The 19,783-nt window shown below is 58.9% G+C and carries 23 protein-coding genes; 15 read left to right on the plus strand and 8 right to left on the minus strand.

Going from position 1 to position 19,783, the window contains the following annotated elements:
- Positions 1–55 precede the first annotated feature (55 nt).
- The 3 genes from ftsX to ftsY are packed head-to-tail and all read right to left on the minus strand — an operon-like array spanning position 56 to position 3,232.
- Positions 56–1,111, minus strand: coding sequence for a permease-like cell division protein FtsX (gene ftsX, locus ACQG0T_RS21740; protein ID WP_017384126.1), 1,056 nt, complete (start codon positions 1,109–1,111; stop codon positions 56–58).
- Complete coding sequence (gene ftsE / locus ACQG0T_RS21745) at positions 1,104–1,769, minus strand: cell division ATP-binding protein FtsE (RefSeq protein WP_006812284.1); 666 nt, start codon at positions 1,767–1,769, stop codon at positions 1,104–1,106. The genes ftsX and ftsE overlap by 8 nt, the downstream gene beginning before the upstream one ends.
- Before the next feature lie 2 nt (positions 1,770–1,771).
- The gene (gene ftsY / locus ACQG0T_RS21750; RefSeq protein ID WP_058686432.1) at positions 1,772–3,232 is read right to left on the minus strand and encodes a signal recognition particle-docking protein FtsY; all 1,461 of its coding nucleotides are present in this window, start codon (positions 3,230–3,232) and stop codon (positions 1,772–1,774) included.
- A gap of 127 nt (positions 3,233–3,359) precedes the next feature.
- Here ftsY and rsmD point away from each other — a divergent pair, with 127 nt between their 5' ends.
- On the plus strand, positions 3,360–3,962 hold the full coding sequence (rsmD, locus tag ACQG0T_RS21755) for a 16S rRNA (guanine(966)-N(2))-methyltransferase (protein WP_015571477.1): 603 nt from the start codon (positions 3,360–3,362) through the stop codon (positions 3,960–3,962).
- A complete protein-coding gene (locus tag ACQG0T_RS21760; RefSeq protein ID WP_426723871.1) occupies positions 3,946–4,227 on the plus strand; it encodes a DUF1145 family protein in 282 nt (93 codons plus the stop codon). Before rsmD ends, ACQG0T_RS21760 begins: the two co-directional genes overlap by 17 nt.
- An 83-nt stretch (positions 4,228–4,310) precedes the next feature.
- On the opposite strand, the gene ACQG0T_RS21765 is transcribed toward ACQG0T_RS21760, so the two are convergent.
- Positions 4,311–4,670, minus strand: a complete 360-nt coding sequence (locus tag ACQG0T_RS21765) for a DUF2500 domain-containing protein (protein ID WP_017384123.1) — start codon at positions 4,668–4,670, stop codon at positions 4,311–4,313.
- A gap of 129 nt (positions 4,671–4,799) precedes the next feature.
- Here ACQG0T_RS21765 and ACQG0T_RS21770 point away from each other — a divergent pair, with 129 nt between their 5' ends.
- Together ACQG0T_RS21770 and zntA are read left to right on the plus strand one after the other, a co-directional pair.
- The gene (locus tag ACQG0T_RS21770) at positions 4,800–5,426 is read left to right on the plus strand and encodes a lysoplasmalogenase (RefSeq protein ID WP_003861515.1); all 627 of its coding nucleotides are present in this window, start codon (positions 4,800–4,802) and stop codon (positions 5,424–5,426) included.
- A gap of 76 nt (positions 5,427–5,502) precedes the next feature.
- Complete coding sequence (gene zntA, locus ACQG0T_RS21775; RefSeq protein WP_063624171.1) at positions 5,503–7,674, plus strand: Zn(II)/Cd(II)/Pb(II) translocating P-type ATPase ZntA; 2,172 nt, start codon at positions 5,503–5,505, stop codon at positions 7,672–7,674.
- A 99-nt stretch (positions 7,675–7,773) separates the two neighbouring features.
- On the opposite strand, the gene ACQG0T_RS21780 is transcribed toward zntA, so the two are convergent.
- The 4 genes from ACQG0T_RS21780 to tusA form a co-directional block, all read right to left on the minus strand.
- Positions 7,774–9,060, minus strand: coding sequence for a TRAP transporter large permease (locus tag ACQG0T_RS21780; RefSeq protein WP_015571481.1), 1,287 nt, complete (start codon positions 9,058–9,060; stop codon positions 7,774–7,776).
- A gap of 10 nt (positions 9,061–9,070) precedes the next feature.
- On the minus strand, positions 9,071–9,580 hold the full coding sequence (locus ACQG0T_RS21785; RefSeq protein ID WP_015571482.1) for a TRAP transporter small permease: 510 nt from the start codon (positions 9,578–9,580) through the stop codon (positions 9,071–9,073).
- A gap of 12 nt (positions 9,581–9,592) precedes the next feature.
- The gene (locus tag ACQG0T_RS21790) at positions 9,593–10,564 is read right to left on the minus strand and encodes a TRAP transporter substrate-binding protein (protein ID WP_045333892.1); all 972 of its coding nucleotides are present in this window, start codon (positions 10,562–10,564) and stop codon (positions 9,593–9,595) included.
- Between the two features lie 233 nt (positions 10,565–10,797).
- Positions 10,798–11,040 carry a sulfurtransferase TusA gene (gene tusA / locus ACQG0T_RS21795; RefSeq protein ID WP_000130627.1) on the minus strand — a complete coding sequence of 81 codons (243 nt, stop codon included), beginning with the start codon at positions 11,038–11,040 and terminating at the stop codon, positions 10,798–10,800.
- Positions 11,041–11,209: 169 nt separating this feature from the next.
- Here tusA and ACQG0T_RS21800 point away from each other — a divergent pair, with 169 nt between their 5' ends.
- From ACQG0T_RS21800 to ACQG0T_RS21850, 11 genes are all read left to right on the plus strand, one after another.
- On the plus strand, positions 11,210–11,875 hold the full coding sequence (locus ACQG0T_RS21800; RefSeq protein WP_252051777.1) for a 7-cyano-7-deazaguanine/7-aminomethyl-7-deazaguanine transporter: 666 nt from the start codon (positions 11,210–11,212) through the stop codon (positions 11,873–11,875).
- Positions 11,876–11,947: 72 nt separating this feature from the next.
- Positions 11,948–12,505, plus strand: a complete 558-nt coding sequence (locus ACQG0T_RS21805; protein WP_003861272.1) for a DcrB family lipoprotein — start codon at positions 11,948–11,950, stop codon at positions 12,503–12,505.
- A 135-nt stretch (positions 12,506–12,640) separates the two neighbouring features.
- A complete protein-coding gene (locus tag ACQG0T_RS21810) occupies positions 12,641–13,690 on the plus strand; it encodes an AI-2E family transporter (RefSeq protein WP_271040480.1) in 1,050 nt (349 codons plus the stop codon).
- A 125-nt stretch (positions 13,691–13,815) separates the two neighbouring features.
- Positions 13,816–14,538 carry a beta-ketoacyl synthase chain length factor gene (locus ACQG0T_RS21815; RefSeq protein WP_045328565.1) on the plus strand — a complete coding sequence of 241 codons (723 nt, stop codon included), beginning with the start codon at positions 13,816–13,818 and terminating at the stop codon, positions 14,536–14,538.
- The gene (locus ACQG0T_RS21820; protein WP_252051773.1) at positions 14,535–15,350 is read left to right on the plus strand and encodes a lysophospholipid acyltransferase family protein; all 816 of its coding nucleotides are present in this window, start codon (positions 14,535–14,537) and stop codon (positions 15,348–15,350) included. The genes ACQG0T_RS21815 and ACQG0T_RS21820 overlap by 4 nt, the downstream gene beginning before the upstream one ends.
- A complete protein-coding gene (locus ACQG0T_RS21825; RefSeq protein ID WP_003861263.1) occupies positions 15,331–15,588 on the plus strand; it encodes a phosphopantetheine-binding protein in 258 nt (85 codons plus the stop codon). The genes ACQG0T_RS21820 and ACQG0T_RS21825 overlap by 20 nt, the downstream gene beginning before the upstream one ends.
- Before the next feature lie 11 nt (positions 15,589–15,599).
- Complete coding sequence (locus ACQG0T_RS21830; protein ID WP_003861262.1) at positions 15,600–15,851, plus strand: acyl carrier protein; 252 nt, start codon at positions 15,600–15,602, stop codon at positions 15,849–15,851.
- Positions 15,823–16,422 carry a hypothetical protein gene (locus tag ACQG0T_RS21835; protein WP_023304569.1) on the plus strand — a complete coding sequence of 200 codons (600 nt, stop codon included), beginning with the start codon at positions 15,823–15,825 and terminating at the stop codon, positions 16,420–16,422. The genes ACQG0T_RS21830 and ACQG0T_RS21835 overlap by 29 nt, the downstream gene beginning before the upstream one ends.
- Positions 16,415–17,761 carry an AMP-binding protein gene (locus tag ACQG0T_RS21840; protein WP_271040481.1) on the plus strand — a complete coding sequence of 449 codons (1,347 nt, stop codon included), beginning with the start codon at positions 16,415–16,417 and terminating at the stop codon, positions 17,759–17,761. Before ACQG0T_RS21835 ends, ACQG0T_RS21840 begins: the two co-directional genes overlap by 8 nt.
- Entirely contained in the window at positions 17,748–18,098 is a 351-nt protein-coding gene (locus ACQG0T_RS21845) for a hydroxymyristoyl-ACP dehydratase (protein ID WP_017693835.1), read from the plus strand. Before ACQG0T_RS21840 ends, ACQG0T_RS21845 begins: the two co-directional genes overlap by 14 nt.
- Entirely contained in the window at positions 18,089–19,780 is a 1,692-nt protein-coding gene (locus ACQG0T_RS21850) for a glycosyltransferase family 2 protein (protein ID WP_271040482.1), read from the plus strand. Before ACQG0T_RS21845 ends, ACQG0T_RS21850 begins: the two co-directional genes overlap by 10 nt.
- Positions 19,781–19,783 lie beyond the last annotated feature (3 nt).

The raw sequence follows: 19,783 nt of genomic DNA on the forward strand, positions 1-19,783 counted from the left end.
CGCTTTCCCTGCAAGCGAACATCTCGGTGCAGGGAAAGATTATATCACGCTTTTATTAGTCGGGAGTAAAGTGGCGTAAATGTTGAACCGTTGCCAGCCATGCCGCCACCCAGCCGATCATGGAGCACACCAGCAGCAACAGCAGGCACTCATCGAACCCTAAGCCACTGATATCAAACTTAGTTCCGAAAACCTGCGCCACTTCAGTCACGGCAGACGACAGCCGCATCACCAAAATTTCTGACAATATCAATGAAAGAAATGCACCAGAAAAACCTAATAACGCGCCGCCGTAAAGGAACGGGCGGAGGATGAAACCATCCGTTGCGCCAATCAGTTTCTGCACGTTGATGGTATCGCGACGGGCGAAGATGCTCAGGCGCACGCTATTACCGATGACGAGGAACACCGCCGCCACCATCAGCACGCCGATCATCGCCGACACGCGTCCTACCAGCCCGGTCAGGGCGGCAAGACGGGCAAACCAGCTGTCGTCCATGCGCACTTCATCAATCCCGTTAATGCGGGTAATGCGGTCGCGCAGGGTGTTGAGCGAATCCGTGCCCTGGAAATCGAGTTTCGGGATCACCACCGCCACGGCGGGCAGCGGGTTCTCTTCAAGCATATCCAGCGCGCCGCCGAATCCGGACCAGTTGCGGAACTCACCCAGCGCTTCATCGCGGGAAAGATAGTTCACCTTCTCCACGCCCTGCTCGGCCTGAATCTGCCCCACCACCTGAGCCGCCGCGTTATCGTCGAGGGCTTTATCCAGATAAACGGTGATCTGCGGCGACGGATAGTACTGTGACGCCGCCTGGTTTACGTTTTTGTAAACCATGTAGCAGACGCTGGGCAGCGTCAGGGAGATGGCAATCACCATCACCGTCAGGAACGTCGCCAGCGGTTTGCTTTTCAGATCCTGCAACGCGCCCTGGAAGGCGTACCGCACCTGCTCGTTAAAGACGTTGGTTTTGCGGGAGTTCGGTTTCGGTGCCGCTTTGGCACGCTTAGGCGCATTGCGATTGCCGTCCCCGCCGCCCTGAGGCTTGCGGAAACGGTCAAACCGGTTGCTGAACTGCCGAATCTGGTTCATTGCATCACGCTTATTCACCGTGGCCTCCGTGCAAATGCCCGTCGCTCAGGGTCAGCATGCGGTACGAACGGCGGGAGATCAGCCCCATGTCGTGCGTCGCCATCAGTACCGTGACCCCCACGCGGTTAAATTCCTCAAACAGACGCAGGATCCCTTCAGAGAGGGCATCGTCCAGGTTACCGGTCGGTTCATCCGCCAGCAAAACGGCAGGCTTGTTCACTACCGCGCGGGCGATACCCACGCGCTGCTGCTCACCGCCGGAGAGCTGGATCGGGAAGTTCTTCGCTTTGTCCAGCAGCCCGACCTTATCCAGCGCCGCCGAAACGCGACGGCGGATATCATCGTAACTGGCGCCAGCAATAATCAGCGGGATCGCGACGTTATCGAAAACCGTGCGATCCATCAGCAGGTGGTGATCCTGGAAAATCATGCCAATCTGACGACGCAGGAACGGCACTTCACGGTTCTTAAGACGGCTAATTTCATGGCCGCTGAACCAGATTTTCCCGGCGCTTGGCCGCTCGATCCCACAGATCAGCTTGAGCAGGGTACTTTTCCCCGCGCCGGAATGGCCGGTCAGGAATGCCATCTCGCCTGGCTGGAGGTGGAATGTCACCCCCTGTAGCGCTTGTCTCCCGCCGAGATAGGCCTTGCTGACGTGTTCAAAGCGAATCATTGTTAGTCCTCTCGGGCAAATAGTGCCTCAATAAAGTCGTCCGCTTTAAACGGACGTAAATCCTCAATACGCTCGCCCACACCGATGTAACGGATAGGAATGCCGAACTGGTCGGCCACGGAGAAGATCACCCCGCCTTTCGCGGTACCGTCCAGCTTGGTCAGCGCGATCCCGGTCAGTCCTACCGCTTCATGGAACAGTTTCGCCTGGCTGATGGCGTTCTGTCCGGTGCTGGCGTCGATAGTCAGCATAATTTCATGCGGTGCATCTTCGTCCAGCTTCTTCATGACGCGAACGATTTTCTTCAGCTCTTCCATCAGGTGCGATTTGTTCTGCAAACGCCCTGCGGTATCCGCAATCAGCACGTCCACGTTACGCGACTTCGCCGCCTGGATGGCATCGAAAATCACGGACGCGGAATCCGCGCCGGTGTGCTGAGCAATAACCGGAATATTGTTGCGCTGGCCCCACACCTGAAGCTGTTCCACCGCTGCCGCACGGAAGGTATCGCCCGCCGCCAGCATCACCGATTTGCCCTGCTGCTCAAACTGGCGCGCCAGCTTGCCGATGGTGGTGGTTTTGCCCACGCCGTTGACGCCAACCATCAGGATAACAAACGGCATTTTGCCTTCAATATTAAGCGGTTCGTCAACTTTTGCGAGAATTTCACCCATCTCGTCTTTCAGCAGGCCGTACAGCGCCTCGGCGTCACGCAGCTGTTTGCGGCTCGCCCCTTCGGTCAGGTTGGCGATGATCTTCCGGGTGGTTTCCACGCCCACGTCCGCAATCAGCAGCTGCTCTTCCAGCTCCTCAAACAGATCGTCGTCGATCTTTTTGCCGCGGAACAGACTGATAAATCCGGAACCTAAGTTTTCTTTGGTTTTGAGCAGGCTGCGCTTCAGGCGCGCGAAGAAACCTTCTTTGGTCGGTTTTTCCTGCTCCTGAACGATCTCTTCTTCGGCCTGCCCTTCCACCGGCACGACGATGACCGCTTCTTCAGCCGCTTCCGCCGCCAGCGCCTGGGCTTCCAGCTCTTCGTCGGTCAGCTCTGGCTCAAGGGCCGCTTCTTCTTCCACCGCCTCAACAATTTCAACGGTTTCCGCTTCGGCCTGCCACTCTTCGGCAGAAACCTCTTCAGCTTTCACCTCTTCCGGCAGCGGCAGTTCTTCGTGTTCGATAGCGGCCTGCGGCGCTTCGTTAAGGGTTTCAACGATAACCGGCTCTGGTTTTTCGCTCTCCTGAACCTGTTCAGTAACCTCAACCACCTCTTCGGCAAAGGATTCAATCTCTTCTTTGCTGTGGGCTGGCTCTTCCGCTTCGACAACCGCAGCGGTTTCGACAGGCGTTTCAGGCTGTGACGGCTCTTCTACAACCTGCTGTTCTTCGGTTTTCTGTTCTGTTTCTTGCTCTTTTTCACCGAAACCCAACCAGGAAAAGAAGCCACGTTTTTTTTGTTTTGCCATCTGCGACTACACTCCTCGCGGCGCTATATACAGGGAAGCTAAAAAAATGATGAAATAGTCTAACACTTTACTTAATTGACATCACCGCCCGCAATCGCAGGGCAATGGTTAACAGAGCTTTCCTGAGATGAAGAAACCCACCCGCGCCCCGGCCGGTCAAATTCGCATTATCGGCGGTCAGTGGCGAGGCCGGAAATTACCGGTGCCGGACAGCCCCGGTTTACGCCCCACCACGGACCGCGTTCGCGAGACGCTGTTTAACTGGCTCGCCCCGTCTATGGTAGACGCCAACTGCCTGGACTGCTTCGCCGGAAGCGGTGCATTGGGGCTGGAAGCGCTGTCGCGTTATGCCGCCAGCGCCACGCTGCTGGAGATGGAGCGCGGCGTCGCGCAGACATTGCAGCAAAATCTGGCTACGCTGAAGGCAACCAACGCGAAAGTGGTGAATACCAACACGCTGAGCTTCCTCGCCCAACAGGGGACGCCGTTCAACGTGGTGTTTGTTGACCCGCCGTTCCGTAAAGGGCTGCTGGAAGAGACATTATCGTTGCTGGAAAAAAATGGCTGGCTGGCAGACGACGCGCTGATTTACGTTGAAAGCGAAGTGGAAAATGGCCTGCCGCCCGTTCCCGTTCACTGGGATCTGCACCGCGAGAAGGTCGCCGGCCAGGTGGCTTATCGTCTGTATCACCGTCAGGCACAAGGAGGATCCGATGCCAGTACTGATTAACGTAGGGCGCGTGCTGATGCTGGGCGTCTGGGCATTTTTGATTTTGAATCTGGTGTACCCGTTCCCGCGTCCGCTGAATATCTTTATTAACGTGGCGCTGATTTTTACCGCGTTCATGCATGCCTTGCAGATGGTGATGCTGAAAAACGGTCTGCCGAAAGATGGCCCACCGATGACCGGCTGGCAGCAGCTGCGGGTGTTTATTTTCGGCGTGTTTGAGCTGCTGGTGTGGATGAAGAAGTTTAAGGCGCAGGTGAAGAAGTAGGCCCCTCACCCTAACCCTCTCCCTAGGGGAGAGGGGACGATTACACCCTCTCCCCTAGGGAGAGGGCCGGGGTGAGGGGAAAATTACAGCTCCGGTTCAAATCCTTCAAACCGCGACCCTTTGTAACTCAGCGTGCCTTTCTCCCCCACCGTCAGCTGGTGGTACTGCTGCGCCTCCAGGCGGAAGGTCATCTCCAGCCCGCCGGTTTCCGGCTTAAAGCTCGCTTCATAGCGCATCGTTGTGCCCGCTGGCGTCACCTGCTGCTGGCGGGAGCGGCGGTCGTTAAGCGGCTTCTCACGCTTGTTCGTCACCACCACGCGCTTTTGCATCAGCGGCGCGGCGTCATTGTCGGCCTTCTCACGGCGCTGCTGCACGAAGCGAAACGAGGCGGCAATGACGATAATCGCCACCACGATAATGAAAAACAGCGGCATCTTGCTCATTGAAAAATCCCATCAGATTATGCGGAATTCAGGATACCTCGCCTGCCCCGGCATTGCCAAACGCCCGCTCGCGTCACTACACTGGATCAGGAACTGATCATTCAGCCTCAACAGTTACAGGGAGTTAATATGCTTTGGTCATTTATCGCTGTCTGTTTTTCCGCATGGCTTTACGTCGATGCGTCTTACCGTGGCCCAGCCTGGCAGCGCTGGTTGTTTAAACCCGTCACGCTATTACTCCTGCTGTTGCTTGCCTGGCAGGCCCCGATGTTTAACGCCGTTAGCTATCTTGTCCTCGCGGGGCTGTGTGCTTCCCTGATTGGCGATGCCTTAACCCTGCTGCCACGCCAGCGCCTGCTGTACGCCGTGGGGGCATTCTTCCTGTCGCATCTGCTCTATACCATCTACTTTGCCAGCCAGATGACGCTCTCCTTCTTCTGGCCGCTGCCGCTGGTGCTGCTGGTGATTGGCGCCCTGCTGATCGCGGTGATCTGGTCGCGTCTGGAAGAGATGCGTCTCCCGGTCTGTACGTTTATCGCCATGACGCTGGTGATGGTGTGGCTGGCGGGCGAGCTGTGGTTCTTCCGTCCGACCGCTCCGGCAATGTCTGCGTTCTTCGGTGCCGCACTGTTGCTGTTGGGTAATATCGTCTGGCTGGGCAGCCACTATCGCCGCCGCTTCCGTGCGGATAATGCGATTTCCGCCGCCTGTTACTTTGCCGGACACTTCCTGATTGTGCGTTCGCTGTATATCTAAATAACGCTTGACTCTGGAGTCGACTCCAGAGTGTATGCTGCGGTTAATGAGAAAATTATCATTACCGGAGACTGCCATGTCGACTCCAGAAATACCTAAAAAAGTTCCCCAATTCTCGGCACTTAAGCTCAGCCCGGTTCCGCCAAAAGAGGACTGCTGCTGCGAGGGCGCGTGCGAAACCCGGACCGAAGCGCTGCCTGAAAACGGCAATCACTACAGCTGGGTGGTCAACGGCATGGACTGCGCGGCCTGCGCCCGCAAAGTGGAAAATGCAGTGAAGCAGGTGCCGGGTGTGAACCACGTTCAGGTGCTGTTCGCTACCGAAAAGCTGCTGGTCAGCGCCGAAAACGACGTCAGCAGACAGGTTGAAGCCGCCGTCAGCAAAGCGGGTTATACCCTGCGCAGCGAAACGGCGCCCGCAGAAAAAACGTCCCCGCTAAAAGAAAATCTGCCCCTTATGACCCTCATCATCATGATGGCCCTGAGCTGGGGGCTGGAGCAAATCAACCACCCGCTCGGCAGCCTGGCGTTTATCGCCACCACGCTGGTTGGCCTGTTCCCGATTGCGCGTCAGGCGCTGCGTCTGATGAGAAGCGGCAGCTGGTTTGCCATCGAAACGCTGATGAGCGTGGCGGCTATCGGGGCGCTATTTATTGGCGCGACGGCGGAAGCGGCGATGGTGCTGCTGCTGTTCTTAATTGGCGAACGCCTTGAGGGCTGGGCGGCGAGCCGGGCGCGTAAAGGGGTGAGCGCGCTGATGGCGCTGAAGCCGGAAACCGCCACTCGCGTGATAAACGGTACTCGTGAAACGGTCGCCATCAACACCCTGCGCCCGGGCGACGTGATTGAAGTGCCCGCAGGCGGACGTCTGCCAGCCGATGGGACCCTCATTACCGCCACCGCGAGCTTTGACGAAAGCGCCCTGACCGGGGAATCCATCCCGGTAGCGCGCGCGGCAGGTGAAAAGGTGCCTGCGGGCGCCACCAGCGTCGACCGACTGGTGCTGCTGACGGTCCTTTCCGAACCGGGCGACAGCGCCATCGACCGCATCCTCAGGCTGATAGAAGAAGCCGAGGAGCGCCGCGCGCCGGTAGAACGCTTTATCGATCGCTTCAGCCGGATTTACACCCCCGCCATCATGCTGGTGGCGCTGCTGGTCACCGTCGTCCCGCCGCTGTTCTTCGGCGCGCCGTGGGAGGGCTGGATTTACAAAGGGCTGACGCTGCTGCTGATCGGCTGTCCGTGTGCGCTGGTGATCTCCACCCCGGCGGCGATTACCTCAGGGCTGGCGGCGGCGGCACGTCGCGGGGCGCTGATTAAGGGCGGCGCGGCGCTGGAACAGCTGAGCCAGGTTCAGCACATCGCCTTCGATAAAACCGGCACGCTGACCGTCGGCAAGCCGCAGGTGACCGGCGTGTATCCGCAGGACATCAGTGAAGACGCCCTGCTGACGCTGGCCGCTGCCGTGGAGCAGGGCTCCACCCACCCGCTGGCGCAGGCGATTGTGCGTGAAGCGAAGGGGCGCGGGCTGACCATCCCTCCGGCAACCGCCCAGCGAGCGCTGGTCGGGTCAGGGATTGAGGCTGTGGTCGAAGGCAAAAAAGTGCTAATCGCCGCGGCAGGCGCGTTCCCTAATCCACAGGTTGAGGCATTAGAGCAGGCCGGGCAGACGGTCGTTGCCGTGATGCAGGACGGTGTACCGATGGGCATGCTGGCGCTGCGCGACACCCTGCGTGACGATGCGAAAGACGCCGTCGACGCGCTGCACAGGCTGGGGGTACAGGGCGTGATCCTGACCGGTGATAACCCGCGCGCGGCGGCGGCGATTGCCGGCGAGCTGGGGCTGGAGTTTAAGGCCGGATTGTTGCCTGCGGATAAAGTCAGCGCGGTAACCGAGCTGAACGGTCATGCCCCGCTGGCGATGGTCGGGGACGGGATAAACGACGCCCCGGCAATGAAGGCTTCCACCATCGGCATTGCGATGGGCAGCGGCACCGACGTGGCGCTGGAGACCGCCGACGCGGCGCTGACGCACAACCGCCTGACCGGGCTGGCGCAGATGATAGATCTTGCGCGGGCGACGCGGGCTAATATTCGGCAGAACATCGGCATTGCGCTGGGTCTGAAGGGGATTTTCCTGGTCACCACGCTGCTCGGCATGACCGGACTGTGGCTGGCGGTACTGGCGGATACGGGGGCGACGGTGCTGGTTACGGCGAACGCGTTGCGGCTGTTGCGCCGTCGGTAAAAATGCCCGGTGGCGGCTACGCCTTACCGGGCCTACAACATCTCTGAACCGTAACCGTAGGCCGGGTAAGGCGTAGCCGCCACCCGGCATAAAACGGCGTCACTGCATCCCTAGCACCCCCGGCAACCACAATGATATCGCCGGGATGTATGTCACCATCCCCAGCACTACCAGCAACATACCGTAAAACGGCAGCATCGCCCGCACCACGTGCTCGATCTTCTGCTTACTCACCGCGCTCGCCACGAACAGCACCGACCCGACCGGCGGCGTGATCAGCCCAATCCCCAGGTTCACCATCATGATCATTCCGAAATGCACCGGATCGATCCCCAGCGAGTTGGTCACCGGCAGCAGTACCGGGGTCAGGATCAGGATGATCGGCGCCATGTCCATTAGCGTGCCAATCAACAGCAGCATGATATTGAGGTACATGAGGATCACGTATTTGTTATCGGAGAGCGACGTGAAGAATTCGGTGATGCGCATCGGCAGCTGCATGTAGGTCATTACCGCGCCAAACGCCGCGGCAAAGCCAATCAAAATCATCACGATGGTGACGGTTTTCACCGTGCGACACATCAGCTTCGGCAGTTCATTCCACTTGTAATCGCGGTAAATGAACATGGTGACGAAGAACGCCCACAGGCAGGCCACGGCGGCAGATTCGGTCGCCGTGAATATCCCGGACAAGATCCCGCCGAGGATAATCACCACCGTCATCAGCCCCCACAGGGCATCGAGCATGATTTTCAGCGCCTGCCTGAACGGGATTTTGTCCCCCTTCGGATAGCCGCGCTTGCGGGCGAAGCACAGGCAGAGCACCATCAGGCTCACGCCCAGCAGCAGGCCCGGCAGCACGCCCGCGATAAACAGCGTGGCGATGGAAACCGTTCCCCCTGCCGCCAGGGAATAAATCACCGAGTTGTGGCTGGGCGGGATCAGGATCGCCTGCACCGACCCGCTGGCCGTCACCGCCGCCGCGTATTCGCGCGGATAGCCCTTCTTCTCCATCTCCGGGATCATCACGCTGCCGATAGACGCCGTATCCGCCACCGACGAGCCGGAAATCGCGCCGAAGAACGTTGATGCCACGATGTTCACCAGCGACAGCCCGCCGCGAATAAAGCCGACAAAAACGTACGCGAAGTTGACCAGCCGTCGGGCAATGCCCCCTTCCGCCATGATCGCCCCGGCAAGAATGAAGAACGGGATCGCCAGCAGGGTAAATTTATTCACCCCGCTGGTGATCTGGATCATCAGCGCCTCCAGCGGCAGGTCAATCCACAGCGCGCCCGCCACGGCGCTTAAGCCGACGGCGAAGGCCACCGGCATCCCCAGCGCCAGCAAAATGGCGAGGGTGAATAACAAAACAAACGCATCCATTGTTCACCCCTTAACTGTGATTGCCGATCAGCACGACCGGACGGTTTTCCTGCGAGCCAAACAGCAGGCGTTCAAGCACAAACAGGATCAAAATGGCCGACCCGACAGGTAGCGGCAGATAGCTTTCGCCGGAGGTCAGAAGCGGAAACTCCGCCACCGGCTGCTCCCACAGCTCGACGCACAGCCAGTAGCTGTACCAGCACATCAGGCCTGAAATCAGCAGCATCAGCAGATCCACCATCCGCGCGCACACTCTTTGCAGCGACGCGGGCAGGCGGTCGGTGAGCATGTTGACCGCAATATGCGACCCGGCGCGGTAGCTCACCGCCGCGCCGATAAAGGTAAACGTCACCATGCAGATAATGGCGATCGGCTCCGGCCAGGATTCGCCGCGATTGAGCACGTAGCGTGAAAAAATGCCGATGGGGATGACAATCGTCATCACCAACAGCGAAATACCCGCCACCGCCATGGCGAACAGATACAGACGGTCCATCCACTTCAGGTAGAGTTCGGACATACGTACTCCGGTTTACTGGACGTCAGCGATGGCTTTCATCAGATCCTGATGCTTATCGCCATACTGCGCGCGCACCGGCTCTGTCGCCTTGATAAACACCGTTTTATCGATGTCGTGGAACTGCACGCCGCCGGCCTTCATTTTCGCCAGCGCCTGGTCGTTATAGGCCTGCCAGAGCTTGCGCTGCTCGAACTGCGCTTCGCGGGCCAGCGTCAGGACTTTTTGCTGCTCGTCGGCGCTGAGCTTGTCCCATTTCACTTTTGAGTACAGGAGCATTTCCGGGGTGATAAAGTGGCCGCTCAGCGTGTAGTTTTTGGCGACCGGCATATAGTTGTGGGCGATAAAGGTTGGCGGGTTGTTCTCCGCGCCGTCGATCACCCCGGTCTGCATGCCGCTGTAAACCTCGCTGACGCCCATCGCCACCGAGTTCGCCCCCATCGCTTTCAGCGTGGCCAGCGCCACCGGGCTGCCCTGCACACGGATTTTCTTCCCTTTCAGATCGTCCGGTTTGACGATCGGCTCTTTGGTGATCAGGTTACGGGTGCCGGAATCCATCCAGCCAAGGAAGACCAGACGCGATTTCGGGTTGGCGGTGAGTTTGTCGCCAATCTGCTTGCCGATATCCCCGTCGATCACCTTGTGCATGTGGTCTTCATCGCGGAATACGTAGGGCAGCGTAAACACTTCGATATCCGGCAGAATGGCAGCCACCGGCGCCATGGAGACGCGGATCATGTCGATCGCCCCCATCTGCGCCTGCTCAATCATCTGCTTTTCATCCCCCAGCACGCCGCCGGGGAAGACCTTAATCTCCAGCTTGCCATCGGTTTGTTGTTTGAGTTTTTCACCCATGTGCTGAACCGCCACCACGTTCGGGTAGCCTTCGGGATGCACATCGGCGGCTTTGATGGTCTGGGCAGAAACGGAGCAGGCAAAAGCAGACAGGCACAGCGCGGCCAGTAACGGCTTGAGGGTCGTTTTCATTGAGTCAACTCCAGGGTAGTGAGATAAGCGTTAAAACGATGTTTTAGTTTTTGACGCTTAAAAATTAGACTACGGCTGGAAAAGGGAGGGTGAAGCGCCTCACAAAAGCGCGAAATTTTGAAACGATGGTTCGAAATTGTGATGAGTACTTGTCGGGTGGCGGCTGCGCCTTACCCGACCTACTACACCCGTAGGCCCGTGCAAGCGAAGCGCCGCCGGGCGTCAGGCCGCACTTACCCCTTACGAATCAAATACCGGTACGGCAAGGTCTCGGTTTGCTGCGCCACCAGTTCATGTTCCATAAAGGTACAAAAGCCGGGGATATCACGGGTGGTAGCCGGGTCGTCAGCGACGATCAGCAGCGTTTCGCCACTCTGCATGTTACGGACGGTTTTACGCACCATCATTACCGGCTCCGGGCAGCGGAGGCCCTGAGCATCAAGCGTGTGGTCTGGGCTGGAAAACAGGTCGGTCATTTTCTTCTCGTTCAGGTAAAAACGGCTGTAGTTTACGCCCCGCTATCGCCAATGCAAACCAGGTTAACGATTGCGTGAAAATTAGCCATTGCAAAGTGTCGTCAAAGCAGTATCATGCGGCGGCTTTATTGGGTTCCCTCACCCCAAATATTAATCAAAAAGGTACAATATGAACTCCTTTACACAATCGCAGCGCGTCAAGGCGTTGTTCTGGCTTTCGCTATTTCATCTGCTGGTGATCATCTCCAGTAACTATCTGGTACAGCTCCCCATCTCCATTTTTGGTTTCCATACCACCTGGGGCGCGTTCAGTTTCCCGTTTATTTTCCTTGCGACGGATTTAACCGTGCGTATTTTTGGCGCACCGCTGGCGCGGCGGATTATTTTTGCGGTGATGATCCCGGCACTGTTTGTCTCCTACGCCATCTCCTCGCTGTTTTACATGGGCAGCTGGCAGGGCTTCGAAGCGCTGACGCACTTCAACCTGTTCGTCGCACGTATTGCCACCGCCAGCTTTATGGCTTATGCCCTGGGGCAGATCCTCGATGTCCACGTGTTTAACCGCCTGCGTCAAAACCATCGCTGGTGGATGGCACCAACGGCCTCCACGCTGTTCGGTAACGTGAGCGATACGCTGGCCTTCTTCTTCATCGCCTTCTGGCGCAGCCCGGACGCCTTCATGGCAGAACACTGGATGGAAATCGCTCTGGTGGACTACGCCTTTAAGATGCTTATCAGCCTGGTCTTCTTCCTGCCGATGTACGGCGTACTGTTGAATATGCTGCTGAAAAGGCTGGCAGATAAATCTGAAATCTCCGCATTGCAGGCAGGTTAAGGGTTCGCTTTATCAGTTGTGATAAGATGAACGAATGAGCCGTTATGGCCGTTTATCGAAAGGAAGAAGTCAATGCGCAATCTGGTTAAATATGTCGGGATTGGCCTGCTGGTTGTTGGCCTTGCAGCCTGTGATAACAGCGACACCAAAACGCCTGCTCAGGGCGCGTCAGCAGAAAGCAACGCCACCGGTCAGCCGGTGAGCCTGATGGATGGCAAACTCAGTTTCTCTCTGCCCGCGGACATGACCGACCAGAGCGGTAAGCTGGGCACCCAGGCGAACAACATGCACGTCTATTCCGATGCCACCGGCCAAAAAGCGGTGATTGTGATCGTCGGTGACGATACCAGCGAAGATCTGGGCGTGCTGGCCAAACGCCTGGAAGATCAGCAGCGCAGCCGCGACCCGCAGCTTCAGGTGGTCACCAACAAGTCTGTTGAACTGAAAGGCCACACGCTGCAACAGCTGGACAGCATCATCTCTGCCAAAGGCCAGACCGCCTACTCCTCCGTGGTGCTCGGTAAGGTGGACAATAAACTGCTGACCATGCAGATCACCCTGCCGGCAGACAATCAGCAGAAAGCGCAGACCGCCGCTGAAAACATCATTAACACCCTCGTGATCCAGTAATCGTCCACCGGGATGCCGTGGCCTCCGTCGCTTGCGCCGGGGGCCATTTTTTTGCCACGACTTTCAGACTAACGCTCCAGACGAAGCCCATCCGGCGCACTACAATTAACACGCCCCCCGGAAAAAGGAATTCTTATGACTGCCAGCCCGCCCGACAAAGCCGGACTTCATATTTTATTAAAACTTGCCTGCCTGGTGGTTATCCTTGCGGGTATCCACGCGGCGGCGGATATCATTATTCAGCTTCTGCTGGCGCTGTTTTTCGCCATTGTGCTCAACCCGCTGGTGACATGGTTTTTACGCCGCGGCATCAGCCGCCCGGTCGCGATTACCATTGTGGTAATGGTGATGCTGGTTGTCCTGACGGCGCTGTTTGGCGTGCTCGCCGCCTCGCTGAGCGAATTTTCCACCATGCTGCCGCAGTACAATAAAGAGCTGACGCGCAAGCTGGTCGTTCTTCAGCGCATGTTGCCGTTCGTGAATCTGCATATCTCACCGGAACGGATGCTGCGCCGGATGGATTCCGAGAAGGTGATGACCTACGCCACCACGTTGATGACCGGGCTTTCCGGGGCAATGGCCAGCATTCTGCTGCTGGTGATGACGGTGGTGTTTATGCTGTTCGAAGTGCGCCACGTGCCGTATAAACTGCGTTTTGCCCTGAACAATCCTCAGATCCACATTGCCGGCTTGCACCGCGCGCTGAAGGGCGTATCCAAATATCTGGCGCTGAAAACGCTGTTAAGCCTTTGGACCGGCGTGATCGTCTGGCTGGGGCTGGTACTGCTGGACGTGCAGTTCGCGCTGATGTGGGGCGTGCTGGCGTTTTTACTGAACTACGTACCCAATATCGGCGCGGTGCTTTCCGCCGTTCCGCCGATGATCCAGGCGTTCCTGTTCAACGGTTTTTATGAGTGCATGCTGGTAGGGGCGCTGTTCCTCGTCGTGCATATGGTGCTGGGTAACATTCTCGAGCCGCGTATGATGGGCCACCGTCTGGGCATGTCGACAATGGTGGTGTTTTTATCATTACTGATCTGGGGATGGCTGTTGGGACCGGTGGGCATGCTGCTCTCCGTGCCGCTCACCAGCGTCTGTAAAATCTGGATGGAAACCACGAAAGGAGGCAGTAAACTCGCCATTCTTCTGGGTCCGGGTCGGCCAAAAAGCCGTTTGCCGGGATAACCGGGTGGAAAGGGTCAAAAGTGACGTTTATTCGCCAGCGCGACGACAACATTGTACGATGTGCGCAGCAAATCGCGCTGGCGAAGAAAAAGTCACAGAAACAGGTTTATCGCGGACGCGCGTAGATGAAATTTACACTTACCCTTATCGACTGGCAGGCAAGAGCGCCAGGACTCAGCGATGCCGACGAATGGCAGGCATGGTCACGCCGGTCTGACGCCATCGATCCCGCTGCACCGCTGGCGAAACTGACCGATCTGCCGATGATGACCGCCCGCCGCCTGAATTCAGGCAGCAGGCTGGCCGTCGATCTTGGCCTGATGATGCTGCGCAAACACCGCATCGACGCCGTCGTCTACAGCAGCCGTCATGGGGAGCTGGAGCGCAATTTCCGTATTCTCCAGGCCCTGGCGGCAGAACAGCCCGTTTCCCCCACCGATTTTGCCATGTCGGTACACAACTCGGCGGTCGGCAATCTCACTATCGCCGCGCGTCAGCCTGTTGTCTCTTCGTCGGTATCCGCCGGTATGGATACTTTCCAGCAGAGCTTATGCGACGTGCTGAGCCTGCTGCATGCGGGCTACTCCCGCGTGTTGCTGGTGGATTTCGACGGTCTGCTGCCTGATTTTTATCACGCCGGGCTGCCGCCGCAGATGCCGGTCTGGCCCTACGCGCTGGCGCTGGTGATTGAGGCGGGAAATACGCTCAGCTGCGAAACGCACGTCAACTGCGCGCCTGAAGAGCCCGCGCTGCCGCAAAGCCTCCAGTTCCTGCGCCATTACCTGCGGGACGAGCGCCAGTTTACCCTGCCGGGCGAGCGCCTGCTGTGGCAATGGACGCGCCAATGAGAGGGTTACGTTCCCGCCTCGATCGGGTATGGCGGATGCTTATGACCGGATTGTGCTTCGCCCTGTTCGGCCTCGGCGGGCTGACGCTGTCGCTGGTGTGGTTTAATCTGCTGCTGATTTTCCAGCGCGACCGCACTCAACGTCGCCGCCTGGCACGCCGCACTATTTCTGCCAGTTTTCGCCTGTTCCTCGCGGTGGTACGGGGTGCAGGGGTACTGGATTACCGTTTCAACAACCTGGACGTTCTGCGCGCCGAGCGGGGCTGTCTGGTGATTGCGAATCATCCCTCGCTGCTGGACTACGTTCTGCTGGCGTCGGTGATGAACGAAACCGACTGTCTGGTGAAAAGCGCGTTGCTGCGTAACCCATTCGTCAGCGGCGTGATCCGCGCGGCTGACTATCTGATTAACAGCGAAGCCGACACGCTGCTTGCCGCAAGCCAGCAGCGTCTGGCCCAGGGCGACACCCTGCTGATCTTCCCCGAAGGCACCCGCACCCGGGTGGGGGAAGCCATGACCCTGCAACGTGGGGCGGCGAATATCGCCGTTCGCTGCAACAGCGCCGTGCGCGTGGTGGTGATCCACTGTAGCGAACGGATGCTGGATAAACAGAGCAGCTGGTATAACGTGCCCCCCAATAAACCTGTTTTCACCGTGGATGTTCGCGAACGCATCAACATTCATGATTTTTATGATGCGAGTCAGCACGAACCCGCGCTGGCAGCAAGGCAGTTAAACCGGCATATGCAGCATCAGTTAACAACCGGTCTTCAATCTTTGTCAGGAACGAAAGATGCAAGCGCTCTATCTTGAAATTAAGAATCTCATTATCTCTACGCTGAATCTGGAAGAACTTACCCCAGAGGATATTGATACAGACGCCGCGCTCTTTGGCGACGGCCTCGGTCTGGACTCAATCGACGCCCTTGAGCTGGGGCTGGCGGTAAAAAATCAGTACGGCGTAGTGCTTTCTGCCGAAAGTGACGAGATGCGTCAGCACTTCTATTCCGTTGCCACGCTCGCGGCTTTTATCCATCAACAACGCGCCTGAGAATGACCGCTATGACAGAACAACAAACGATTTATCAGGAAGTCTCTGCGCTTCTTATTACGCTGTTTGAAATCGCCCCGGAGGATATTACCCCTGAGGCACGTCTTTACGAGGATCTGGACCTCGACAGCATTGATGCTGTCGATATGGTGGTGCACCTGCAAAAGAAAACGGGCCATAAAATCAAGCCTGAAACCTTCAAAGCGGTGCGCACGGTGCAGGACGTCGTGGACGTTGTGGAACAGCTTCAGCGCGACGCGTAACGTGCGTTCGATTCCAGTTCTTCCCGCCCTGACGGGGCTGATGCTGCTGGCATGGCCGTTTTTGATCGGCTTCGGGCTGGCGAATAATAGCCTGCACGGGATACTGCCCGTGATGGCGCTGGTGCTGCTGTTGCGCGTCTGCCAGGCCCGTCGGCAGGGCGGCCCCCTGCGTTATCTGTTCGTGAGCGTGGCGCTGGCCGGCATAGCGCTTTGCGCGGCGAGCTACGTCCTGCACGCGCACCAGTGGGTGCTGTTATATCCAGTGGTGGTGAATCTGGTGATGCTGGTGGTGTTTGGCGGTTCGCTGTGGACGGCAATGCCTGTCGTTGAACGGCTGGCGCGCCTGCGTGAACCGGATCTCTCCCCCGTCGGGGTACGTTACACGCGCCGGGTTACCCAGGTCTGGTGCGGCTTTTTTATTATCAACGGGGCGATCGCGCTGTTTACCGTATTACACGCCGATATCCGTCTGTGGACGCTGTGGAATGGGATGATTGCCTATCTCCTGATGGGCACGCTGATGGCTGGCGAGTGGGTGGTGCGACAACGGGCGATGAAAAACGATGCTTAACCCTCTTCCGCTTAGCCAGTGGCTCAGTGCGCCCCGCCCTGACGACACCCCTGTCGCCTGGCAGGACGACCGCCTCTGGACGCTTGGCGATCTGCGCCACGACGTCACCCAACTGGTCGACACCCTGCGTCGTGAAGATGGCGAGCGCTGGGCGCTGTGCATCGAAAATGGCTATCTGTTTATTGTCGCGCTGCTGGCGACGCTGCATGCGGGTAAAACGCCGGTCCTCCCCGGGCACAGACGGGCGGCGCAGCTTAACGAACAGCGGGCGCTGTTCAGCGGCGTCCTGAGCGACACCACGCTCGATTTTCAGGGGCGAGAGCTGCGGGTGGCTTCCGCGCAGCGGGCAGGCCATCCCTTTTCACCGCTGCCAGCCATCGGTGAGACGCGCACGATCGAGCTTTACACCTCCGGCTCGACCGGCACGCCGCAACGGGTAAGTAAGCCGGTGGTCAGCCTTGATCGTGAGGCTCGTCTGCTGGCGGCGCATTTTGGCGAGCGTCTGGCGGGCTGTCGCGTCGTGGCTTCCGTGGTGCTGCACCACCTGTATGGCCTGACGTTTCGTGTTGTCTTACCCATGGCGCTCGGCCTGCCGCTGCATGCCAGCCTGCTCAACTATGCCGAGCAGCTCTCTGCCCTTCCCGACGATAAACGCTACCTTTTCATCAGCAGTCCGGCGTTTCTCAAGCGGCTGGACGCGTCGCTGACGCCGCCCCCCGTCAACCTGCTCGTCTCCGCCGGCGGCGCGCTGCCCTGGCAGGAGGTCGCCGCGGTTCAGGCCTGGCTCAACGTCTGGCCGGATGAAATATACGGCAGCACGGAAACGGGCGTAATGGCCTGGCGCTACCGTCAGGAGGAAAGCACGCGCTGGCAGCCTTTCCCCGGCGTGGCGTTTCACGGCGATCGCGTGACGTCGCCGCTGATCCCCGAGGCGGAGGGAATCGTGCTGGATGATATCCTGCACTTCACGGCTGACGGGCAGTTCAGCCTCGTCGGGCGTCGTGGTCGGGTGGTCAAAATTGAAGATAAGCGCATTTCACTCGATGACATTGAGCACCGCCTGCTGGCGCTGGACGGCATCCGCGAGGCCGCCGCGCTGACGGTGACGCGCGGCGGGCGTCAGGGCATTGGCGTATTGCTGGTGCTGAATGAAGCGGTGCGTCAGCAACACGAACAGAGCAAAACAGCGCAGGAGCTCGCCTGGCGACGCGCCCTTCGCCCCTGGCTTGAACCGGTTGCCGTACCGCGCTACTGGCGGATCGTTGATGAAATCCCGGTCAACAGCATGAACAAGCGCGTGACTGCGCAGCTACAGGAGTTGTTTCATGAAGATCCCTGAAATCGGGCGCCTCCAGCCCGATCCACAGCATCTGGAGATAACCTTTTATCTTGATCCTGACCTGCTCTGGTTTAAGGGACATTTCGCCGTACAGCCGCTGCTGCCGGGCGTGGCGCAGCTCGACTGGGTGATGCATTACGCCGCCGCGCTGGCGTCGGGCTACCGTTTTCACAGTATTCAGAACGTGAAGTTCGCCGCCCCGCTGTTGCCGGAGAACACGGTCACGCTGCTCCTTGCCTGGCAGCCTGAACGCCAGTTGCTGACCTTTAGCTACCAGCGCCATGCGGGTAACGAGCGCCACACCGCCAGCAGCGGGAAGATTCGCTTATGTCAGTAACCTTCCGTCCCTGCGTGCTGATCCCCTGCTACAACCACGGGGCGATGATGGCTTCGGTGCTGGCGCGCCTGGCGCCTTTCGATCTGCCCTGTCTGGTGGTGGACGACGGCAGCGATGAAACCACGCGCCGCACGCTTGAAGCGCTGGCGGCGGATCGTCCGCAGATCACGCTGCTGCGGCTGGCCGAAAACAGCGGCAAAGGCGCGGCGGTGATGCAGGGGCTGAAAGCCTGCGCCGATCGCGGCTTCACCCACGCCGTTCAGGTGGACGCTGACGGCCAGCACGCTATCGAGGACATTCCCAAACTGCTGGCGCTGGCCGGGCGTCATCCCGATGCGCTCATTTCCGGGCAGCCCGTTTACGATGACTCGATCCCCCGTTCGCGCCTGTACGGGCGCTGGATAACGCACGTCTGGGTCTGGATTGAAACCCTCTCCCTGCAACTGAAAGACAGCATGTGCGGGTTTCGCGTTTACCCGATAGCCCCGGTTCTGCGCCTTGCAGCAACCACGCCGCTCGGCAGGCGAATGGATTTTGATACCGAAGTGATGGTGCGCCTCTACTGGCAGGGCAACACCAGCTATTTTCTGCCCACCCGCGTAACCTATCCGCCGGACGGGGTATCCCATTTCGATGCCCTGAAAGACAACGTGCGCATCTCGTTGATGCATACCCGTCTGTTTCTCGGCATGCTGCCGCGCATTCCTTCCCTGCTGATGCGTCGCCGCTCGCAGCACTGGGCGCAGCAGCAGGAGGTGAAAGGATTATGGGGCATGCGCCTGATGCTGCGCGTCTGGCAGCTGCTGGGGCGAAAGGCGTTTACCGCCCTGCTGTGGCCGGTTACCGCTGTCTACTGGCTGACCGCCCGCGCTGCGCGTCAGGCGTCGCAGCAGTGGCTGGCGCGGGTTAAAACGGTGGTGGCACAGCGGCAAATGCCGCAACCCGCGCGGCTTAACAGTTTTTTCCACTTCCTGCGCTTCGGTCATGCCATGCTGAATAAAGTGGCCAGCTGGCGCGGCGAAATGAAACTCCATCGCGATCTGGTCTTTGCGCCAGGCGCGCAGGAGGCGCTGGGGCTCGACGATCCTCAGGGCAAACTGCTGCTCGCGTCGCATCTTGGCGATGTGGAAGCCTGCCGGGCGCTGGCCCAGCGCGAAGGGGCGAAAACTATCAACGCGCTGGTCTTCAGCGACAACGCCAGACGCTTTAAGCAGGTGATGGAGGAGATGGCACCGCAGGCGGGCATTCACCTGATGCCGGTCACCGACATTGGCCCGGAGACTGCGATCCTCATTAAAGAGAAGCTGGATCGCGGCGAATGGGTGGCGATCGTGGGCGATCGCATCGCCGTCACCCCTCAGCGCGGCGGTAGCTGGCGGGTGATATGGAGCGAATTTATGGGCCAGCCCGCGCCGTTCCCGCAGGGGCCGTTTATCCTGGCGTCCATTTTGCGATGCCCGGTGGTGCTGATTTTTGCCCTCTGCCAGCAGGGAAAGCTGACCCTGCACTGCGAGCCGTTTGCCGACCCGCTGCTGCTGCCGCGCGGCGAACGCCAGCAGGCGCTACAGCAGACCGTCGACCGCTATGCGCAGCGGCTGGAGCATTACGCACTCTTGTCGCCGCTCGACTGGTTTAATTTTTTCGATTTCTGGCAGCTGCCAGAGGTCAACGAGAAGGAGTAAAGG

This window comes from Enterobacter cloacae complex sp. 302F9 (genome assembly GCF_050030335.1).
GTDB classification, from domain to species: Bacteria; Pseudomonadota; Gammaproteobacteria; order Enterobacterales; family Enterobacteriaceae; genus Enterobacter; species Enterobacter hormaechei_C.

Coding starts and splice junctions, on each gene's coding strand:
- ACQG0T_RS21845 (WP_017693835.1), top strand. CDS start 17,748: ATGAAGATCCCTGAAATCGGGCGCCTCCAGCCCGATCCACAGCATCTG.
- ACQG0T_RS21815 (WP_045328565.1), top strand. CDS start 13,816: ATGAAATTTACACTTACCCTTATCGACTGGCAGGCAAGAGCGCCAGGA.
- zntA (WP_063624171.1), top strand. CDS start 5,503: ATGTCGACTCCAGAAATACCTAAAAAAGTTCCCCAATTCTCGGCACTT.
- tusA (WP_000130627.1), bottom strand. CDS start 11,040: ATGACCGACCTGTTTTCCAGCCCAGACCACACGCTTGATGCTCAGGGC.
- ACQG0T_RS21785 (WP_015571482.1), bottom strand. CDS start 9,580: ATGTCCGAACTCTACCTGAAGTGGATGGACCGTCTGTATCTGTTCGCC.
- rsmD (WP_015571477.1), top strand. CDS start 3,360: ATGAAGAAACCCACCCGCGCCCCGGCCGGTCAAATTCGCATTATCGGC.
- ACQG0T_RS21825 (WP_003861263.1), top strand. CDS start 15,331: ATGCAAGCGCTCTATCTTGAAATTAAGAATCTCATTATCTCTACGCTG.
- ACQG0T_RS21820 (WP_252051773.1), top strand. CDS start 14,535: ATGAGAGGGTTACGTTCCCGCCTCGATCGGGTATGGCGGATGCTTATG.
- ftsE (WP_006812284.1), bottom strand. CDS start 1,769: ATGATTCGCTTTGAACACGTCAGCAAGGCCTATCTCGGCGGGAGACAA.
- ACQG0T_RS21780 (WP_015571481.1), bottom strand. CDS start 9,060: ATGGATGCGTTTGTTTTGTTATTCACCCTCGCCATTTTGCTGGCGCTG.
- ACQG0T_RS21760 (WP_426723871.1), top strand. CDS start 3,946: ATGCCAGTACTGATTAACGTAGGGCGCGTGCTGATGCTGGGCGTCTGG.
- ACQG0T_RS21805 (WP_003861272.1), top strand. CDS start 11,948: ATGCGCAATCTGGTTAAATATGTCGGGATTGGCCTGCTGGTTGTTGGC.
- ACQG0T_RS21765 (WP_017384123.1), bottom strand. CDS start 4,670: ATGAGCAAGATGCCGCTGTTTTTCATTATCGTGGTGGCGATTATCGTC.
- ACQG0T_RS21790 (WP_045333892.1), bottom strand. CDS start 10,564: ATGAAAACGACCCTCAAGCCGTTACTGGCCGCGCTGTGCCTGTCTGCT.
- ACQG0T_RS21840 (WP_271040481.1), top strand. CDS start 16,415: ATGCTTAACCCTCTTCCGCTTAGCCAGTGGCTCAGTGCGCCCCGCCCT.
- ACQG0T_RS21830 (WP_003861262.1), top strand. CDS start 15,600: ATGACAGAACAACAAACGATTTATCAGGAAGTCTCTGCGCTTCTTATT.
- ACQG0T_RS21850 (WP_271040482.1), top strand. CDS start 18,089: ATGTCAGTAACCTTCCGTCCCTGCGTGCTGATCCCCTGCTACAACCAC.
- ACQG0T_RS21770 (WP_003861515.1), top strand. CDS start 4,800: ATGCTTTGGTCATTTATCGCTGTCTGTTTTTCCGCATGGCTTTACGTC.
- ACQG0T_RS21810 (WP_271040480.1), top strand. CDS start 12,641: ATGACTGCCAGCCCGCCCGACAAAGCCGGACTTCATATTTTATTAAAA.
- ftsY (WP_058686432.1), bottom strand. CDS start 3,232: ATGGCAAAACAAAAAAAACGTGGCTTCTTTTCCTGGTTGGGTTTCGGT.
- ACQG0T_RS21800 (WP_252051777.1), top strand. CDS start 11,210: ATGAACTCCTTTACACAATCGCAGCGCGTCAAGGCGTTGTTCTGGCTT.